We start from the raw sequence: 15,564 nt of genomic DNA, 5'->3' as shown, positions 1-15,564 counted from the left end.
ATTAATAACCTCGAATAAACTATTATTTGAGGTTATTTTAGATAATACATAAAAAATTTAGTTAATCATTAACTTTGTTTTTTTTATTTTTTTTGATAAAGAGGTTAGATTTTTTCTAACCTCTTTTTTTATTTTCTTTATTGTTAAAATGAGTTAAAAACGAACGATTTAATTCTATCTTTGCGCATCATTTTTTTCAAACGGAATTAAGAAGGAGTTTTAATAAATAACCCTTTACGATTCCATCTTCAAAATTTTAATTAGTACGTGAATACAAAGTCATATTTCTTTCAGTCTTTTGCGATTGTTGCATTAGCATTTGTTGCTTTTATTGGGTTTAAACAAATCTTACCAGATAAAATATTTTCTGATAGTAAGGTCGATTCCAAAAATGTACTTATCGATAGTCTGCTTCTGGAATCGGTTGCTAAAGACTCATTGGCAACAGACGGTGACAGCATTGCGGAAAACGAACGCAAATTAGGTCAGGAAAAAATCGTTTACGACGCTTCTGAAGGAATCGAATTTCCATCAGAAACTTTCGATAATTATAAAGGATTTCAATATCTGATTTCTTTCTATGAAAAATTATATCAGCTGGAACAAAATCCGCAGAGACATGTGAGAATCGCTTATTACGGAGATTCTATGACCGATGGAGATTTGATCGTGCAGGATGTTCGTATGAATTATCAGGAACATTTTGGAGGAAACGGCGTTGGTTTCGTTTCTATTATTTCAGAATCATCAGCATCTAGAGGTTCGGTAAAAACACTATTTTCTAAAAACTGGAAAACACAATCGTATTTAAATGTAAAAAGACCAACAAGCCCTTTTGGTGTAAACGGTCACGTGTTTTTTGCAAATGATAAAGCAAACACAACCTGGGTTCAGTACGAAGCAGGATTAAATAAATATTCTACCTCTCTGGATAATCCAACATTGTTTTACGGAAGATCATCTAAAAAAGGAAATGTAAACTTCATTATCGGGAAAGATACACTTCGTAAAAGTCTTTCTCCAAACAATCTAGTGAACAGTTTAAAAGTAACTTCTGGAAGTATAAAATCTTTCAAAGCTAATTTTATCCATGCCGATTCAATTCCAATTTTTGGATTTAATTTTGATAACGGAACCGGAGTTCATGTTGACAACTTCTCTCAAAGAGGAAATTCAGGATTGCCAATTTCTATGTTTGATGCCAATGTAATGCAGGCTTTTAATAATAGTTTGAAATACGATTTGATTATACTCCATTACGGAACAAACGTATTGAATTACGGAACCAAGAATTATTTCTGGTATGAAAAAGGAATGACAAAAACCGTAAACAAAATAAAAGAGTCCTTTCCGGGAGTTTCTATTTTAATTGTTTCAACTGCAGATAAATCGACTAAATATGATTTAGAGATGAAAACAGACTCGGCGGTTGTACCTTTAATGAAAGCACAGAAAAAATATGCTTTAGAAACCGAATCTGGATTTGTAAATTTATATACCCTGATGGGAGGCGATGGTTCGATGGTAAAATGGGTAGATGAATCTCCGGCAAAAGCCAATAAAGATTATACACATTTTAACCAAAGAGGAGCAAAAGCAATTGGTAATTTACTATACAGTCAGTTAAACAAAGGCTATGAACAATATAAAGTCTTACGCGAAAAGCGTGAAACGGGTGTTAAGCCAAAAGCGATTAGAAAACCCAAAGCAGATTCCGTCTCTGTGAAAAAAGATAGCGTAAATGAATAGATTAATTATTTTCTTTTGTTGTCTTTTTTTCTCAACAAATGATAAGACTCCAAAAACAGATCCAATTTCAACCACAAAAAATATGACTCAAAAAGTGGATACAGCAGTTGTTGACCCTATTTCTAGTAATGAGATTTATAATGCAAAAGTCTTAGAATCTTTTTTTGAAAAGATAAAGGAAAATGAAAGTCATAATAACCAGAAAATAAATATCGTTCATATTGGCGATTCGCACATTCAGGGCGACTTAATGACAAATGAAATCAGGAAAGATTTACAGAAAAAATTTGGTAATGCTGGTCGCGGTTTAGTTTTTCCGTATCAATTGGCTAAAACAAACGGATCTTATAACGAACGTTTTCGCTGCAATAGAGTCTGGGAAAGCTATCGAAATATTTATCCAATAAGAAATTATCCGGTTGGTTTAAGCGGTTTAGGACTTTGGAGAGATTCAGGCGGATTTGTTCTTGAACTGGATATTAAAGATCCGGCTTATAAGTTTAATTCAATTAAAATTATAACACCCAACAACGAAGATATGTTTGATTTATCGGTATCATCTCAAACAAAATTTATCGAAACTTCAGAGCGAAAAGTAATTACGCATAAAATAAAAAAAGGAGAAGCAATCTCGGTAATTGCAGACAAATACAATGTTTCGGTTGCTGAGATAAAAAGAGCAAATCAGCTTAAATCAAATAATATTCGGGCAGGAAGAGTATTGAAAATTCCAACAAACGAGACACAGCCAAAGAATATAAAAACATCCGAATTTGTTTCTTTAAATCTCGAATCAAATTCTTTTTATCATTATTACAATTCAGAAAAAGCATTAGATAAAATTTATCTGATTCCGAATAAAAAAGCGTCGAAGTTTGAGCTAAACGGAATTGTCTTAGAAAAAGACAGTCCGGGATTAATTTACAGCGGGATTGGTGTAAACGGAGCTAAATATTCAGATTATAATAAATACCCTTTGTTTTTTGAACAGTTAAAAGCCCTGCATCCGGATTTACTTGTGTTTTCTCTGGGAACAAATGAAAGCTACGAAAAACTGGAATCAGGAAATTATATTAAACATTTAAGAGAGTTTATAAGCAATATAAAGGCAAAGGGAATAAATGTTCCAATAATCGTGATGACACCGCCGCCATCATTGCTTAGAAAAAGACCAAATACTTATATTCATGATTACACCAAACAAATTATTGAAATCGCACAAACAGATGGTTTTGCAGTTTGGGATTTATATAATGAGTTTGGAGGAATGGAAGGTATTCGAAATCTAAAAGCAACAGGATTAATTGGGCCGGATTGGGTTCATTATTCTAAAAAAGGATACGAAAAACAAGGAAATTTGTTTTCAGAGGCGTTTTTAAAAGCATACGATAATTTTAAATCAAAGAAGTAAGTTGACGACAATAGATAGCATTAATAATTGGTTCATCCAGAATTTTGGTGCAATTACAATAGAACAAGTTAAAGGCTGGTTTATTTATAATCCAGACGAAAAATTATTATTTAATACCGGTTTATTTCTAGGTTTATTTCTGGTGTTTTATTTTGTGTATGGTTTTTTACGCAAAACATTTTATTTACGATTAACCTACGTTATCCTTTTCTCGCTTTTCTTTTATTACAAGTCAAGCGGTATATACTTTTTACTTTTATTATTGTCTTCGGTTGTAGATTATGGTTTGAGTCAGATTATATACAGGGAAAAGAAAAACAATGTAAAGAAAATATATCTGGTAATAAGTGTAATCCTGAATTTAGGATTGCTGGGGTATTTTAAATACATGAATTTTATGATTGGAACATACAACGATATGTTCAATGGGAATTTTAAATTTCATGATATTTTTCTTCCTGTAGGGATTTCATTTTACACTTTTCAGTCGATGAGTTACATCATCGAAATTTATCGTGAAGAAATTAAGCCAACAAAAAACTACATCGAATATTTGTTTTTCGTTTCGTTTTTCCCGCAGTTAGTGGCCGGGCCAATCGTGCGAGCAAAAGATTTTTTACCGCAGATTTATCAAAAACTAAATCTGACCAAACAAGATGTAAACAACGCTTTGTTTTTAATTATTGGCGGGTTAATTAAGAAAACGGTTATTTCGAATTATATTTCGGTAAACTTTGTCGATCGTGTTTTTGATACGCCGATGAGTTATACTTCATTCGAAAATTTAATGGCTTCTTACGGATATGCTATTCAAATTTACTGCGATTTCTCAGGGTATTCAGATATGGCAATTGGAATCGCTTTATTATTAGGATTCAAATTACCAGCCAACTTTAGAACGCCGTATAAATCAACTTCGATTACAGATTTCTGGAGAAGATGGCACATTTCGCTTTCAACCTGGTTAAAAGATTTCTTGTACATTTCTATTGGAGGAAATCGAGAAGGTTCGTTTGCCGGATATTTATTCCCTAGTTTATTCTTTTTCGGATTATTGCTTTGGGGAATTACGAGTTATAATGTAAGTGTAATTCCGCTAATTGTTGCATCAGTTTCAATAGGACTTTTTTGTTTGTCATTTCTGCTTTCAAGCAAAAGAAAGCAAACGTTAGTAACCAATCTTAACCTTTTTACGACAATGCTTTTGGGCGGATTGTGGCATGGAGCCGGAGCGCAATTCATTGTTTGGGGAGCTTTACACGGATTAGCTTTAGCGGTCCATAAAATTTTCCTTGAATTCTTTCCTGCTAAAAAAGACGGAAAAAGCAATTTTTTATGGACATTCTTTTCAATCTTAATCACATTTCATTTCGTAGTTTTCTGCTGGATCTTTTTCCGCGCCAGAGATTTCGAAACAGCCTTACAGGTAATCAACAATATTGGTCAGTTAACTTTTGAACCAGAACATTGGCAAGCCATAATTTTAGGATACAAAAATGTGTTTTTATTAATGTTGTTTGGATACGTTTGGCATTTCCTTCCGGAAGTTATCACAGACAAAATGAAGTTTGTTTTCGACAGAACACCATTACTAATAAAAGCCATAATTCTGGGCTTCGTTTACTGGATTGTTTACGCAACAGCTGTTGCCGGTTCACAACCGTTTATTTACTTTCAGTTTTAGATTTTAAGGTTCAAAGGGACATAGTTACAAAGGCGCAGAGGTTTTATTCTTTGCGCCTTTTTAATTTACAGCCACAGATTTAAGGATTAAAAAGATTTTAAAATCTGCCCAATCTGCTAAATCTGCGGGAGCTAAAAAAATAGCTTTAGCAATTTGGGCAATTAGTGTAATTCGTGGCAAAAAAACTTTGCGTCTTTGCGTCTTTGTGGCAAAAAATGCGTATAAATAAAAATTGCCTGAAATATCTAATTAGATTATCTTTGCACTTCAAATAAAGAAAATAGTATGTTTGATAATTTAAGTGATAAGTTAGATAAAGCGTTCCATATATTAAAAGGACACGGTAAAATTACAGAAGTAAACGTTGCCGATACCTTAAAAGAAGTTCGTCGTGCCTTACTTGATGCCGACGTTAACTTTAAAATTGCTAAAGATTTTACAACCAAAGTAAAAGAAAAAGCAATTGGTCAGGACGTTTTAACAACGCTTCAGCCAGGACAATTATTGGTGAAGCTGGTAAAAGATGAGCTGACGGAATTAATGGGAGGTGATGTTGCCGGAGTTAATCTATCTGGAAATCCTAGCGTTATTTTGATGTCTGGACTTCAAGGTTCTGGTAAAACTACTTTCTCAGGAAAATTAGCCAACTTCTTAAAAACGAAGAAAAATAAAAAACCACTTCTTGTAGCGTGTGATATCTACCGTCCGGCGGCGATCAACCAGTTACATGTTGTAGGAGATCAAATAGGTGTTGAAGTTTATTCAGAACCAGAAAATAAAAATCCTGTTGAGATTGCTCAAAACGCAATTAAACATGCAAAAGCAAATGGTTTTAATGTAGTTATTGTCGATACTGCAGGACGTTTAGCGGTAGATCAGGAAATGATGGACGAAATTGCACGTGTACACAAAGCAATTCAGCCGCAGGAAACATTGTTCGTTGTAGACTCTATGACAGGACAAGACGCTGTAAACACAGCAAAAGCTTTCAACGATATCTTGAATTTTGATGGAGTTATCTTAACAAAATTAGATGGTGATACTCGTGGTGGAGCAGCAATCTCGATTAAATCTGTTGTAAACAAACCAATTAAATTTGTTGGTACAGGCGAGAAGATGGAAGCAATTGATGTTTTCTATCCAGATCGTATGGCTGAGCGTATTTTAGGTATGGGAGACGTTGTGTCTCTTGTAGAAAGAGCTCAGGAACAATTTGACGAAGAAGAAGCAAGAAAACTTCAAAAGAAAATCGCTAAAAACGAATTTGGTTTTGATGATTTCCTAACGCAGATTCAACAAGTAAAGAAAATGGGTAATATGAAAGACTTGGTAGGAATGATACCAGGAGCTTCAAAAGCCATGAAAGATGTAGAAATAGAAGATGATGCTTTTAAACATATAGAAGCCATCATTCACTCCATGACACCGGGAGAAAGAAGTAAACCGGCCATCATCGACGTAAAAAGAAAAGCCAGAATCGCTAAAGGTTCGGGAACTAAAGTCGAGCAGGTAAATCAGTTAATGAAGCAGTTTGACCAAATGAGCAAGATGATGAAGATGATGCAGGGCCCAGGCGGAAAAAATCTGATGAAAATGATGGGAGGCATGAAAGGAATGCCAGGAGGAATGCCGAGATAATAAAATTAAAAGTTTCAAGTTTAAGGTTTCAAGTTAAGAGACCAAAACTTGAAACTTTTTTAATTCAATAAATATTAAGTTTCGTTTTCAATCTGAAACATGAAACCTGAAACAAAATAAATTTAAACCTGAAACAAAAACAATGCAGCTACTAGACGGTAAAAAAACATCTAACGACATTAAAAACGAAATTGCAGCCGAAGTTCAATCCATAAAAGCAGCCGGAGGAAAAGTACCTCATTTAGCGGCAGTTTTAGTGGGAACAAATGGAGCAAGTTTAACTTATGTAGGAAGTAAAGTAAAATCATGTCAGGAAATCGGATTTGATTCTAGTTTAGTAAGTCTGCCGGATACTATTACCGAAGATGAACTGCTTGCCAAAATTAAAGAGTTAAACGAAGATGATAATCTGGACGGATACATCGTGCAGTTACCGCTGCCAAAACACATCGACGAGCAAAAAATCTTATTAGCAATCGATCCTGATAAAGATGTAGACGGATTTCACCCAACAAACTTTGGTCGTATGGCCCTTGAAATGGAAAGCTTTATTCCGGCAACACCATTTGGAATTATGGAATTGTTGGAACGTTATAAAGTAGAAACTTCAGGAAAACATACCGTTGTAATTGGAAGAAGCCACATCGTAGGCCGACCAATGAGTATTTTAATGAGCCGTAAAGGAAACCCGGGAGATTCAACTGTAACCTTAACACACAGCCGTACTAAAAACTTAGCCGAATACACTAAAAATGCCGATATCATTATCACCGCTTTAGGAGTTCCTGAATTCTTAAAAGGAGATATGGTGAAAGACGGAGTAGTAATCATTGACGTTGGAATTACTCGCGTAGACGATGCATCAAACCCAAAAGGATATGTTATTAAAGGTGACGTTGATTTTAACGAAGTAAGCAAAAAATCATCTTTTATTACGCCGGTACCAGGTGGAGTAGGACCAATGACAATTGCAATGTTATTAAAAAATACACTTTTAGCACGCAAAATGAGAAGCGCGAAAAACAAATAATTTGTTCTGAAACAATAATACAAAGCCTATTCGAAAGAGTAGGCTTTGTTGTTTTAATATATAATTAATAGTTTAAAGTTTCGGTTCTGAAAAATAAAGGATACTTTTGCACCACTTAAAAAACACTTCTCCAAATGGACGATTATGATTCGTTAGTATTTAATTAAAAGCAGCTTTTGAAAATCTCAAAATGCTGCAATAAAACCCTGTATTTTGAAATGAAAGCCTTTTACACAAATGACAACGGATTACTAGAAATACCAAAATGGATTCCAAACTGCTGGATCAGTATCGAAGATCCATCAGAAACAGAAAAAAAATACTTACTAGAAGAACTTCAAATTCCAGAAGCTTTTTACAATGATATCGAAGATATCGACGAAAGACCCCGTATAGAAATCGAAGACTGCTGGACGCTTATTATCATGCGCGTTCCTATAAAAAGCAACGATATTAAGCTTCCTTTCCAGACCATCCCGATGGGCATAATTTTCAAAGGCGATATCTGTGTAACCATCACTTTTTACAAAACAGAAGTTATATACGATTTTATGTTGTATTCACGACGTAAAAACATTCAGGTAAAAGACAATTTCGACTGGGTTTTGAGATTGCTTCTTTCATCAAGCGTTTGGTATCTAAAATACCTAAAACAAGTTAATCAGAAAATAAAACTAGCCGAAGATAATTTAGAGAAATCCATCAAAAATGAAGAATTACAGGCTTTGCTTCAAATCGAAAAATGTTTGGTTTTCTTTATTACCTCATTAAAAGCAAACGATGTTCTGTTTCATCGCATCAAAAACTTAAGAGCGCATAAAGCAAGTTACGATCCGGATTTGTTAGAAGACGTAGAAATCGAATTAAGCCAGGCGCAGGATACAGCCAATATTTACAGTAACATCTTAACCGGAATGATGGATGCTTATGCATCGGTGATTTCGAACAACATGAATAACATCATGAAACAGATGACTTCAATTTCGATTATTTTAATGATACCAACCCTAATTGCCAGTTTATACGGAATGAACGTGCCAAACGGCCTCGAAGAAAGCAAATACGGTATCTGGATACTTCTTCTGGTCTCCGTTATTTTATCCTCTTTCGGAGTCTTTTTATTCAAAAGAAGAAGATGGTTTTAAACCGAAAATAACAAATCCCATTCCTGCAAGGTTTTCAAAACCTTGCAGGAATCTTAAAAATATTTTATACTTTTTATTTGCCAATTCAAAATAAATAATAACTTTGTACTGCAAAGTACTTTAATTATGAATCAAAAGCACCAAGAAGATTTAGCACATATTCGTTCCATGATGGAGCGCTCTTCCAGATTTATATCTTTAAGCGGACTTTCGGGAGTTTTCGCGGGACTTTCGGCTTTAATTGGCGGATTGTATGTTTATCAGCTTTTCAAAATAAACGGAATCGAATATTTTACTGACGAACATATATTGTTAACCGGTAATTTAGTTTCAGAATTATTTTGGATTGGCGTTTTAATTTTAGCTGCTGCTTTTGCTTTTGGAATCTTTTTCACCATTAGAAAAAGCCGAAAATACAATTTGCCAATTTGGACATCGGCAACAAAAAAAATGCTGTTTAATCTTGCCGTTCCGCTTGCGGCTGGAGGAATATTCTGCTTAGCTTTAATGTACCACGGAAGTTACGGTTTTGTAGCTCCTTCGACTTTGATTTTTTACGGACTTGCACTTATAAATGCAGAAAAATACACATTTTCAGATGTAAAATATTTAGGTTTCTGCGAACTTTTATTAGGATGTATTTCTCTTTTCTATATAGGGTATGGATTAATTTTCTGGATCTTAGGATTTGGAATCCTGCATATTTTATATGGTTTAGTGATGTTCAAAAAATACAAATAACCCAATGGGAATAATTGATAAACTAAATAAAGATTTTGAAAGCCGTGTCAGATTGGGTATTATGTCCGTTCTGATGGTTAACGACTGGGTAGATTTTACCGAGATGAAAACGCTTTTGAATATCACTGATGGAAATTTAGCGAGTCATTCTTCTGCATTAGAAAAATCACAATATATCGAAATTAAGAAAGAATTTGTGGGTAAAAAGCCCAAAACATCTTATCAGGTAACACCGCTTGGCCGCGCGGCGTTTAAAGAACACCTTTCTTATCTCGAAAAATTGATGAAATCTTAATAACTATATTTTTTTGTCTAATAACTTTGAAACACAAAGTACTTTTAAATTAAAAATCATGAAAAAACATCAAATTATTTTAGCTTGCACGGTAATGTTTACCCTGCTTTTTTACAATCAGAGTCCTGGAGTTAATCTCTCTATTTTTGGAGTAATGTTAACGCTTTTAATTAGTTACTTCTTTCAGGAAAAGTTTGTCAACAGATCGCATTTGATCTTAGTTGTAACTTCTATCTTGTCTTGTTTTGCTTTTGCGTGGTATGGAGACGCCGCTTCATTTTTTGCTTTAGCATTATCAATTCTGCTTCTGCAGTTTAAAACCCAAGACGGAGAGCTCAAAATTATACAAATCTTTCCGCTAATATTCTTAAATGCATTTGCTTCATTAGGACGTGTTTTTATTGTTAGCCAATGGCTTCCGGAACGAAAAATTCATAACGATTTTGCCAAGAAATTAGTAGCATTTGTCGTGATTCCGGTGATATTTTTAGGATTGTTTTTTATTGTTTATTCTTTTGGGAGTAATCATTTCTCATCATTGTTTACAGATTACACTTTAGATATCAATATTTTTCAGTTAATCCTAATTAGTATACTTGGGTTTTACGTTTCATTTAGTTTCTGGAATTATTGGGTTCCAGATGCTTGTTACGAGTTCAATCCAAAACTAAATAATGAATTCAGTGACATTTCTGAGATTAAAAATCAAAATACTTTTTCATTTCTGGATCTTGACTTCGAAAGAAAAAGCGGTGAAATTACTTTGCTTTTATTAAATGTTATGTTGTTGATTTTCATCGGAACTTATAATTACGAACAGTTTTTTGAAGTAGTAGAAAAAACAAACTTAAGCGCAGATACACACGAACGCGTAAATGCTGTTATTTTTTCAATTTTGATGGCGGTTGGGGTAATCTTATTTTACTTTAAAGGCGGTTTTAATTTTGATGAAAAAGCATCAGCTTTAAAAAAACTTGCCAAAACCTGGATTGCGCTTAATGTAGTTTTAATTGTAAGTGCGATAATTAAAAACTCAGAATATGTTTCGTTTTTCGGACTAACCTATAAACGTCTCGGAGTTTACGCTTTTTTAATTCTTGCTATTATAGGTTTAGTGTATTCTTTCCTGAAAATCACGAAACAAAAAACCAATGCTTATTTGGTAAATCAAATGGTTTGGTATTTCTACGCCACGATTCTTTTGTGCAGTTATGTAAATTGGGGAAACCTGATTACAAATTATAATATTTCTGTAAATAAAGGTGTTGATCTTGAATTTTTAAGTGGATTAAATTTTAATGATGAGGCTCGCAGGGCTTATTCTGTAAAGAATCATTTAAAAGGCAAATACATCGAAATGTATAGAGAAGAAATGATTAAAAATTATCAGAATAATTCTTTTTTATCAAAAGCGTTGTATTATGATTTTCTTGAAGTTAAGCCATAAAACAAGCAAAAAATCTTTATAAAAAAATAATTCATTTTTATAAAGATTTTTTTACTAATGCCCTTGCTAATTAACTTCTATTATAGGATATTTGCTGTCAATTGTTAAAATTAATATAAAATCGTAACCTTGCAGAAAACTATGAAAAAAATTACTCTGATTCTTTTTTTAACATTCGCCTGCTTCACTGGTTTTGCCCAGAGAACTGCTGACGAAGTTTTAAAAATGAACTCGAAAATTGAAGATTTAATACAAAATCCAATCACCGGGGTTATTGTTGTTAAAGAAGGAAATGTTGTAAAAGGTATTAATCCGGAAACAAAAGCAGAAGCATGGAGTTTTGATGCTGATAAAGCTGTTGGAGAAGGTACTACACTTGAAGCATTAAGCAAATTAGACACAGACAACTTATTTGCAAGCAAAAGAATTTTAAAGAACATCGATGGTACTCCATACGTTGAAGCTTTAGTTAACTACAAAACAGTTTTAATCAACACTGTTGATGGAAAAGTAGTTTACAATTCTGCTAATTATAAATACACTGTTTTTAACAGTCAGTTTTTATATGGCGAAAACCAATATTTAGTTAAAGGTGCTGAGAACGGAAAAGTAATCGCTTCGTTAATCGATCTTAACACGGGAAGTGTAATCTGGAAAACAGAGCAGGGAGATGCAAAAAGTGCATTTGCTTCAATGTTTACTTTCAAATCAAACTTCTCTAACGAAGCTGAGGTAAGTGATACTACAATTTACTCACTTTATATGGGTAAATTATCTGCAATTGATAGAAACACAGGAGTTTTAAAATGGGTTGGAGAATTAGAATACAGTAAAGTATTCCCAACACAAAACAATAAAAACCTGGTAGTAATTAACAGCAAAGGATTAATTTCATTTAAACAATATTTAAATGTTTTAGATGCTGAGACTGGAAAACCAATCTGGGAAGATGCTATCAAAACAAAATACATTGTTTACTTAGAAGACTGGGGAGATAAAATTTTAGTGGCGCACAACAGCGGATTCAACTTTTATAACTTAAAAGATGGTTCTAAAGTTTGGAAAAAAGATGCTCGCGGCGACGGATTGAAAAAAGTAATTTCTATTGATGGTGACTATTTATATGTTGCTGAAAATGAAATGATGCTTATCGACAAAGACGGTCAGAAAAAATGGAAAAGCTTCATCGAAATTTCTGATGATAAAGAAGATGCAATTAACTACTTAGGTAAAGTTGATGATAAAGTTTTATACCTAACAGCTACTTATGGTAACTTGGTAGATTATAAAACGGGTAAAAAATTATGGAGAGGAAACTTGAAATTTAACCCAAAACGTCCTTTATTAAACGTTTTTGATGAAGAGAACAATCAATTCTTAGTTTATAATGACGAAGAACTTTTCAAATTCAATACAACAGTAAAAGATAAACCAGATGCATTTGCTAAGGTTAATATCAAGAAAGAAAAAGAATTAAATTCTATCGAATTGTTTACATGGGGAGTAGCTCTTTCTGGACCTACAGAAGTTATGGGTGTAAGCAAAGAAGGTAAAGTTTTATACCACAAAGTATATACACAGCCTGGTGACGGTGGAAGAGCTTGGGGACAAGCTTTAGCTACTGCAGGATCTATTGGTTTAGGAGTTTCTGCAGGATACAATGCTGCAGTAGGATCTGAGTGGAGAATGGTTTATATTGATCCGGCAACAGGACAAGAAACTGGTTCAGCTGTTATCAAAAAACAAAACGACAAACAATTAAACAGAGCAGCAAAACAAGCAGCAGGATCTGCAATGTTAGCTGATGCTTCTAAAAGATTCTCTCAGCGTTTTGATGCAATGAGACAAAGCCGTGATTTCTCTTATATTTTTGCTAAAGACGAAGCTACACAGCAAAAAGTCTTAGTAAAAGTGAGAAAAGATGACGGAACAGAATTAGATAAAATCTTATTCGAAAACATGCGTCCAATTTACGAAGTAGATTTTGCTACGCAGTCAGTTTATTATATTTATGAAAACGAATTAAGAATTTTCAACAAGAAAATCTAATTCAGTTTTATAAAGTAAAAAGGCGTATTGATTCATTTCAATACGCCTTTTTTATTTTATAATGGAAATTTAGTAATCTCCTTTTTTCTTAAATCTAGGATCGTGTTTAGAGATAAAAGTTGTTCTTCTATTTGAAGGTTTATTTGGAGTTTCTACTTTTGGTAAACTTGCTTCTTCTGTTTTGCTCGAAGGTTCAATTAAAAGATTTAGTTCTTTTATTTCGGCATCGGTTAAATCGCGGTAACGCCCCACCGGAACATCCAGAGAAATATTGATAATTCGAATACGTTTAAGCGCTGTAACTTCATATCCTAAATATTCAGACATTCTTCGAATCTGGCGGTTTAATCCCTGCGTTAAAATGATTTTAAAAGTGTATTTGCTTATTTGCTCCACTTTGCATTTTTTGGTAACCGTATCCAGGATTGGAACACCATTTCCCATTCGTTGAATAAAACGATCCGTAATAGGTTTGTTTACAGTAACAGTATATTCTTTTTCGTGATTGTTTCTGGCACGTAAAATCTTATTTACAATATCGCCGTCATTGGTCATAAAAATTAATCCTTCACTCGCTTTATCTAATCTTCCAATAGGAAAAATACGTTTTGGGTAATTAATATAATCTACAATATTGTTTCGAACTTCTAAGTTGGTTGTACACTCAATGCCAACCGGTTTGTTAAAAGCCAGATAAACCATTTTTTCGTGCTTTTCCACGATTAATTTGCCATCTATGCGTACTTCATCATCCAGCGAAACTTTGGTTCCCATTTCTGGTACAACACCATTTATTGTTACGCGTCCTTCTTCAATTAATTTATCGGCTTCGCGACGAGAACAATAGCCCGTTTCTCCAATAAATTTATTCAGACGTTTTAAATTCTCTTCCATAATGCAAAAGTAGGCAAAATTTAAGATTTAAGACTTTAGATTTAAGATTTTAGATTTTTTGAAAAAACTTAGAACCTTAGTCACTTAGAATCTCAGTACCTTGTCCTAAGAATCATGAAAAATAGAACTATCCTCAGGAGTTTCTTTTCTTTCGAACATTCCATAATCACGAACGACAGCAGCGATTCTTAAATGATAATCTTTAAAAACTTCATTTCGACCTTTGGCTTGTGCTGCGCGATGCATTTCAAGATTTCGCCATTGCTGAATACTTGCTTCGTCTTTCCAGAAAGATAACGACAAAACCTTTCCTGGATCAGTAAAACTCTGAAATCGCTCTATCGAAATAAAACCTTCAATATGGTCTAATTCTGTGCGCAGACTCGCTGCAATATCCAGATATTCTTCTTTTTTTCCTTCGTTAGGAATAACTTCAAATATTACTGCTATCATGTTTTAGGAATTTTAGATTTTAGATTATTGGATTTTAGATTTTTAAATATAGACTAAAGTTTAAGTAATAAAATCTAACAAAAAAACTTAGTGCCTTAGCGACTTAGTGTCTCAGAACCTTTATGAAACAAAAACTCAATTACCTTTTGGTACAATTCATCATCATGCATTCCGTGGCCTAAACCGCTGGTTTCTATAAACTGACTGTTTTTCCAGTTACTGGCAATTTTTTTTCCTTCTTCAAAAGCGACGATTTTATCTGAAGTGTCATGAGCAATAAAACCAGGAATAGTAAATTGAGATGCAAATTTTTGTCCCGAAAAATCTTCCAGTTTAAAGTTGAAACGATTAATGAATTTATTTTCTAAAAGAGGTAACATTTTATTATTTAGACTAAGCATCGAAATGTAATTATCAATCAGAGTTTTTAAATCTGAAGGAGCGCCAAGAATAACCATTTTATTTATACTCGTATTCGGAAATAAATGTTGATGATAAACACAGGCTGCACCGCCAATAGAATGTCCGATAATAATTTCAGGCTGATATTTTTCTACTGCTTTATTGATGAATTCGGCATAAAGAGGCACATTAAATTCTTTTCCGCTGCTTTGTCCGTGAGCAGGCGCATCAATGGCGATAATAGTACTTCCGGATTTTTGAAGATGCGGTAATGTTTTTTTCCAGCGCGAAGCATTGCTTTCCCAACCGTGAACCAGTAAAATTTTCGTTTCATTTCCTTTCCAGATATAGGTTTGAAAATGATGTTCGTTATGATAAAAGATTTCGGTTTCAGTATGTCGCAAAACTTTCGGGAGTTCTTCTTTTTTTAATCTCCCAACTCTAGGCTGACTGAAAAGAGCATAAGAAAGTTCCATAGCCTTTTGCGGACGCACGTAACTCAAAAAGTTAATATAAGATCCAACTGATTTTAATGTGATAAAACGAATGCCTTTTTTAATTCCCAAAACGCGTAATTTAATGATGAAAATAATATTCGGGATCTAAAAGAGTTGCCACGAATTACA

The 15,564-nt window shown here is 33.5% G+C and carries 13 protein-coding genes; 10 read left to right on the top strand and 3 right to left on the bottom strand.

Annotation, left to right across the window (positions count from 1 at the left end):
- Positions 1-267: 267 nt before the first annotated feature.
- From AC1RRQ_RS19650 to AC1RRQ_RS19605, 10 genes are all read left to right on the top strand, one after another.
- Positions 268-1,749, top strand: a complete 1,482-nt coding sequence (locus tag AC1RRQ_RS19650; protein WP_493024698.1) for an SGNH/GDSL hydrolase family protein — start codon at positions 268-270, stop codon at positions 1,747-1,749.
- Positions 1,742-3,160, top strand: a complete 1,419-nt coding sequence (locus AC1RRQ_RS19645; RefSeq protein ID WP_493024697.1) for a GDSL-type esterase/lipase family protein — start codon at positions 1,742-1,744, stop codon at positions 3,158-3,160. The genes AC1RRQ_RS19650 and AC1RRQ_RS19645 overlap by 8 nt, the downstream gene beginning before the upstream one ends.
- 1 nt (position 3,161) lies before the next feature.
- Entirely contained in the window at positions 3,162-4,844 is a 1,683-nt protein-coding gene (locus AC1RRQ_RS19640; protein WP_493024696.1) for an MBOAT family O-acyltransferase, read from the top strand.
- A gap of 285 nt (positions 4,845-5,129) precedes the next feature.
- Positions 5,130-6,482, top strand: a complete 1,353-nt coding sequence (gene ffh, locus AC1RRQ_RS19635) for a signal recognition particle protein (RefSeq protein ID WP_012022351.1) — start codon at positions 5,130-5,132, stop codon at positions 6,480-6,482.
- Between the two features lie 142 nt (positions 6,483-6,624).
- The gene (locus AC1RRQ_RS19630; RefSeq protein WP_493024695.1) at positions 6,625-7,512 is read left to right on the top strand and encodes a bifunctional 5,10-methylenetetrahydrofolate dehydrogenase/5,10-methenyltetrahydrofolate cyclohydrolase; all 888 of its coding nucleotides are present in this window, start codon (positions 6,625-6,627) and stop codon (positions 7,510-7,512) included.
- 218 nt (positions 7,513-7,730) lie between these two features.
- Positions 7,731-8,657, top strand: coding sequence for a magnesium transporter CorA family protein (locus tag AC1RRQ_RS19625; protein WP_493024694.1), 927 nt, complete (start codon positions 7,731-7,733; stop codon positions 8,655-8,657).
- 126 nt (positions 8,658-8,783) lie between these two features.
- Positions 8,784-9,398 (top strand): hypothetical protein, encoded by a 615-nt coding sequence (locus AC1RRQ_RS19620; RefSeq protein WP_493024693.1) that lies wholly within the window; start codon positions 8,784-8,786, stop codon positions 9,396-9,398.
- 4 nt (positions 9,399-9,402) lie between these two features.
- The gene (locus tag AC1RRQ_RS19615; RefSeq protein ID WP_057124184.1) at positions 9,403-9,693 is read left to right on the top strand and encodes a winged helix-turn-helix domain-containing protein; all 291 of its coding nucleotides are present in this window, start codon (positions 9,403-9,405) and stop codon (positions 9,691-9,693) included.
- Between the two features lie 58 nt (positions 9,694-9,751).
- The gene (locus tag AC1RRQ_RS19610; RefSeq protein ID WP_493024692.1) at positions 9,752-11,140 is read left to right on the top strand and encodes a DUF4153 domain-containing protein; all 1,389 of its coding nucleotides are present in this window, start codon (positions 9,752-9,754) and stop codon (positions 11,138-11,140) included.
- Positions 11,141-11,365: 225 nt separating this feature from the next.
- Positions 11,366-13,189, top strand: a complete 1,824-nt coding sequence (locus tag AC1RRQ_RS19605) for an outer membrane protein assembly factor BamB family protein (protein ID WP_493024691.1) — start codon at positions 11,366-11,368, stop codon at positions 13,187-13,189.
- 69 nt (positions 13,190-13,258) lie between these two features.
- On the opposite strand, the gene rluF is transcribed toward AC1RRQ_RS19605, so the two are convergent.
- The 3 genes from rluF to AC1RRQ_RS19590 form a co-directional block, all read right to left on the bottom strand.
- Complete coding sequence (gene rluF / locus AC1RRQ_RS19600; RefSeq protein ID WP_493024690.1) at positions 13,259-14,083, bottom strand: 23S rRNA pseudouridine(2604) synthase RluF; 825 nt, start codon at positions 14,081-14,083, stop codon at positions 13,259-13,261.
- Between the two features lie 105 nt (positions 14,084-14,188).
- Positions 14,189-14,536, bottom strand: coding sequence for an antibiotic biosynthesis monooxygenase family protein (locus tag AC1RRQ_RS19595; protein ID WP_493024689.1), 348 nt, complete (start codon positions 14,534-14,536; stop codon positions 14,189-14,191).
- 95 nt (positions 14,537-14,631) lie between these two features.
- Positions 14,632-15,504, bottom strand: a complete 873-nt coding sequence (locus AC1RRQ_RS19590) for an alpha/beta fold hydrolase (RefSeq protein WP_493024688.1) — start codon at positions 15,502-15,504, stop codon at positions 14,632-14,634.
- Between the last annotated feature and the right edge of the window lie 60 nt (positions 15,505-15,564).

The organism is Flavobacterium sp. GW821-FHT12A05 (assembly GCF_058807735.1).
The sequence above is the reverse complement of the archived record's forward strand: the minus strand, read 5'-3'. Positions and strand labels throughout refer to the sequence as shown.

Coding starts and splice junctions, on each gene's coding strand:
- AC1RRQ_RS19625 (WP_493024694.1), top strand. CDS start 7,731: ATGAAAGCCTTTTACACAAATGACAACGGATTACTAGAAATACCAAAA.
- AC1RRQ_RS19615 (WP_057124184.1), top strand. CDS start 9,403: ATGGGAATAATTGATAAACTAAATAAAGATTTTGAAAGCCGTGTCAGA.
- AC1RRQ_RS19645 (WP_493024697.1), top strand. CDS start 1,742: ATGAATAGATTAATTATTTTCTTTTGTTGTCTTTTTTTCTCAACAAAT.
- AC1RRQ_RS19630 (WP_493024695.1), top strand. CDS start 6,625: ATGCAGCTACTAGACGGTAAAAAAACATCTAACGACATTAAAAACGAA.
- ffh (WP_012022351.1), top strand. CDS start 5,130: ATGTTTGATAATTTAAGTGATAAGTTAGATAAAGCGTTCCATATATTA.
- AC1RRQ_RS19595 (WP_493024689.1), bottom strand. CDS start 14,536: ATGATAGCAGTAATATTTGAAGTTATTCCTAACGAAGGAAAAAAAGAA.
- AC1RRQ_RS19610 (WP_493024692.1), top strand. CDS start 9,752: ATGAAAAAACATCAAATTATTTTAGCTTGCACGGTAATGTTTACCCTG.
- AC1RRQ_RS19620 (WP_493024693.1), top strand. CDS start 8,784: ATGAATCAAAAGCACCAAGAAGATTTAGCACATATTCGTTCCATGATG.
- AC1RRQ_RS19605 (WP_493024691.1), top strand. CDS start 11,366: ATGAACTCGAAAATTGAAGATTTAATACAAAATCCAATCACCGGGGTT.
- rluF (WP_493024690.1), bottom strand. CDS start 14,083: ATGGAAGAGAATTTAAAACGTCTGAATAAATTTATTGGAGAAACGGGC.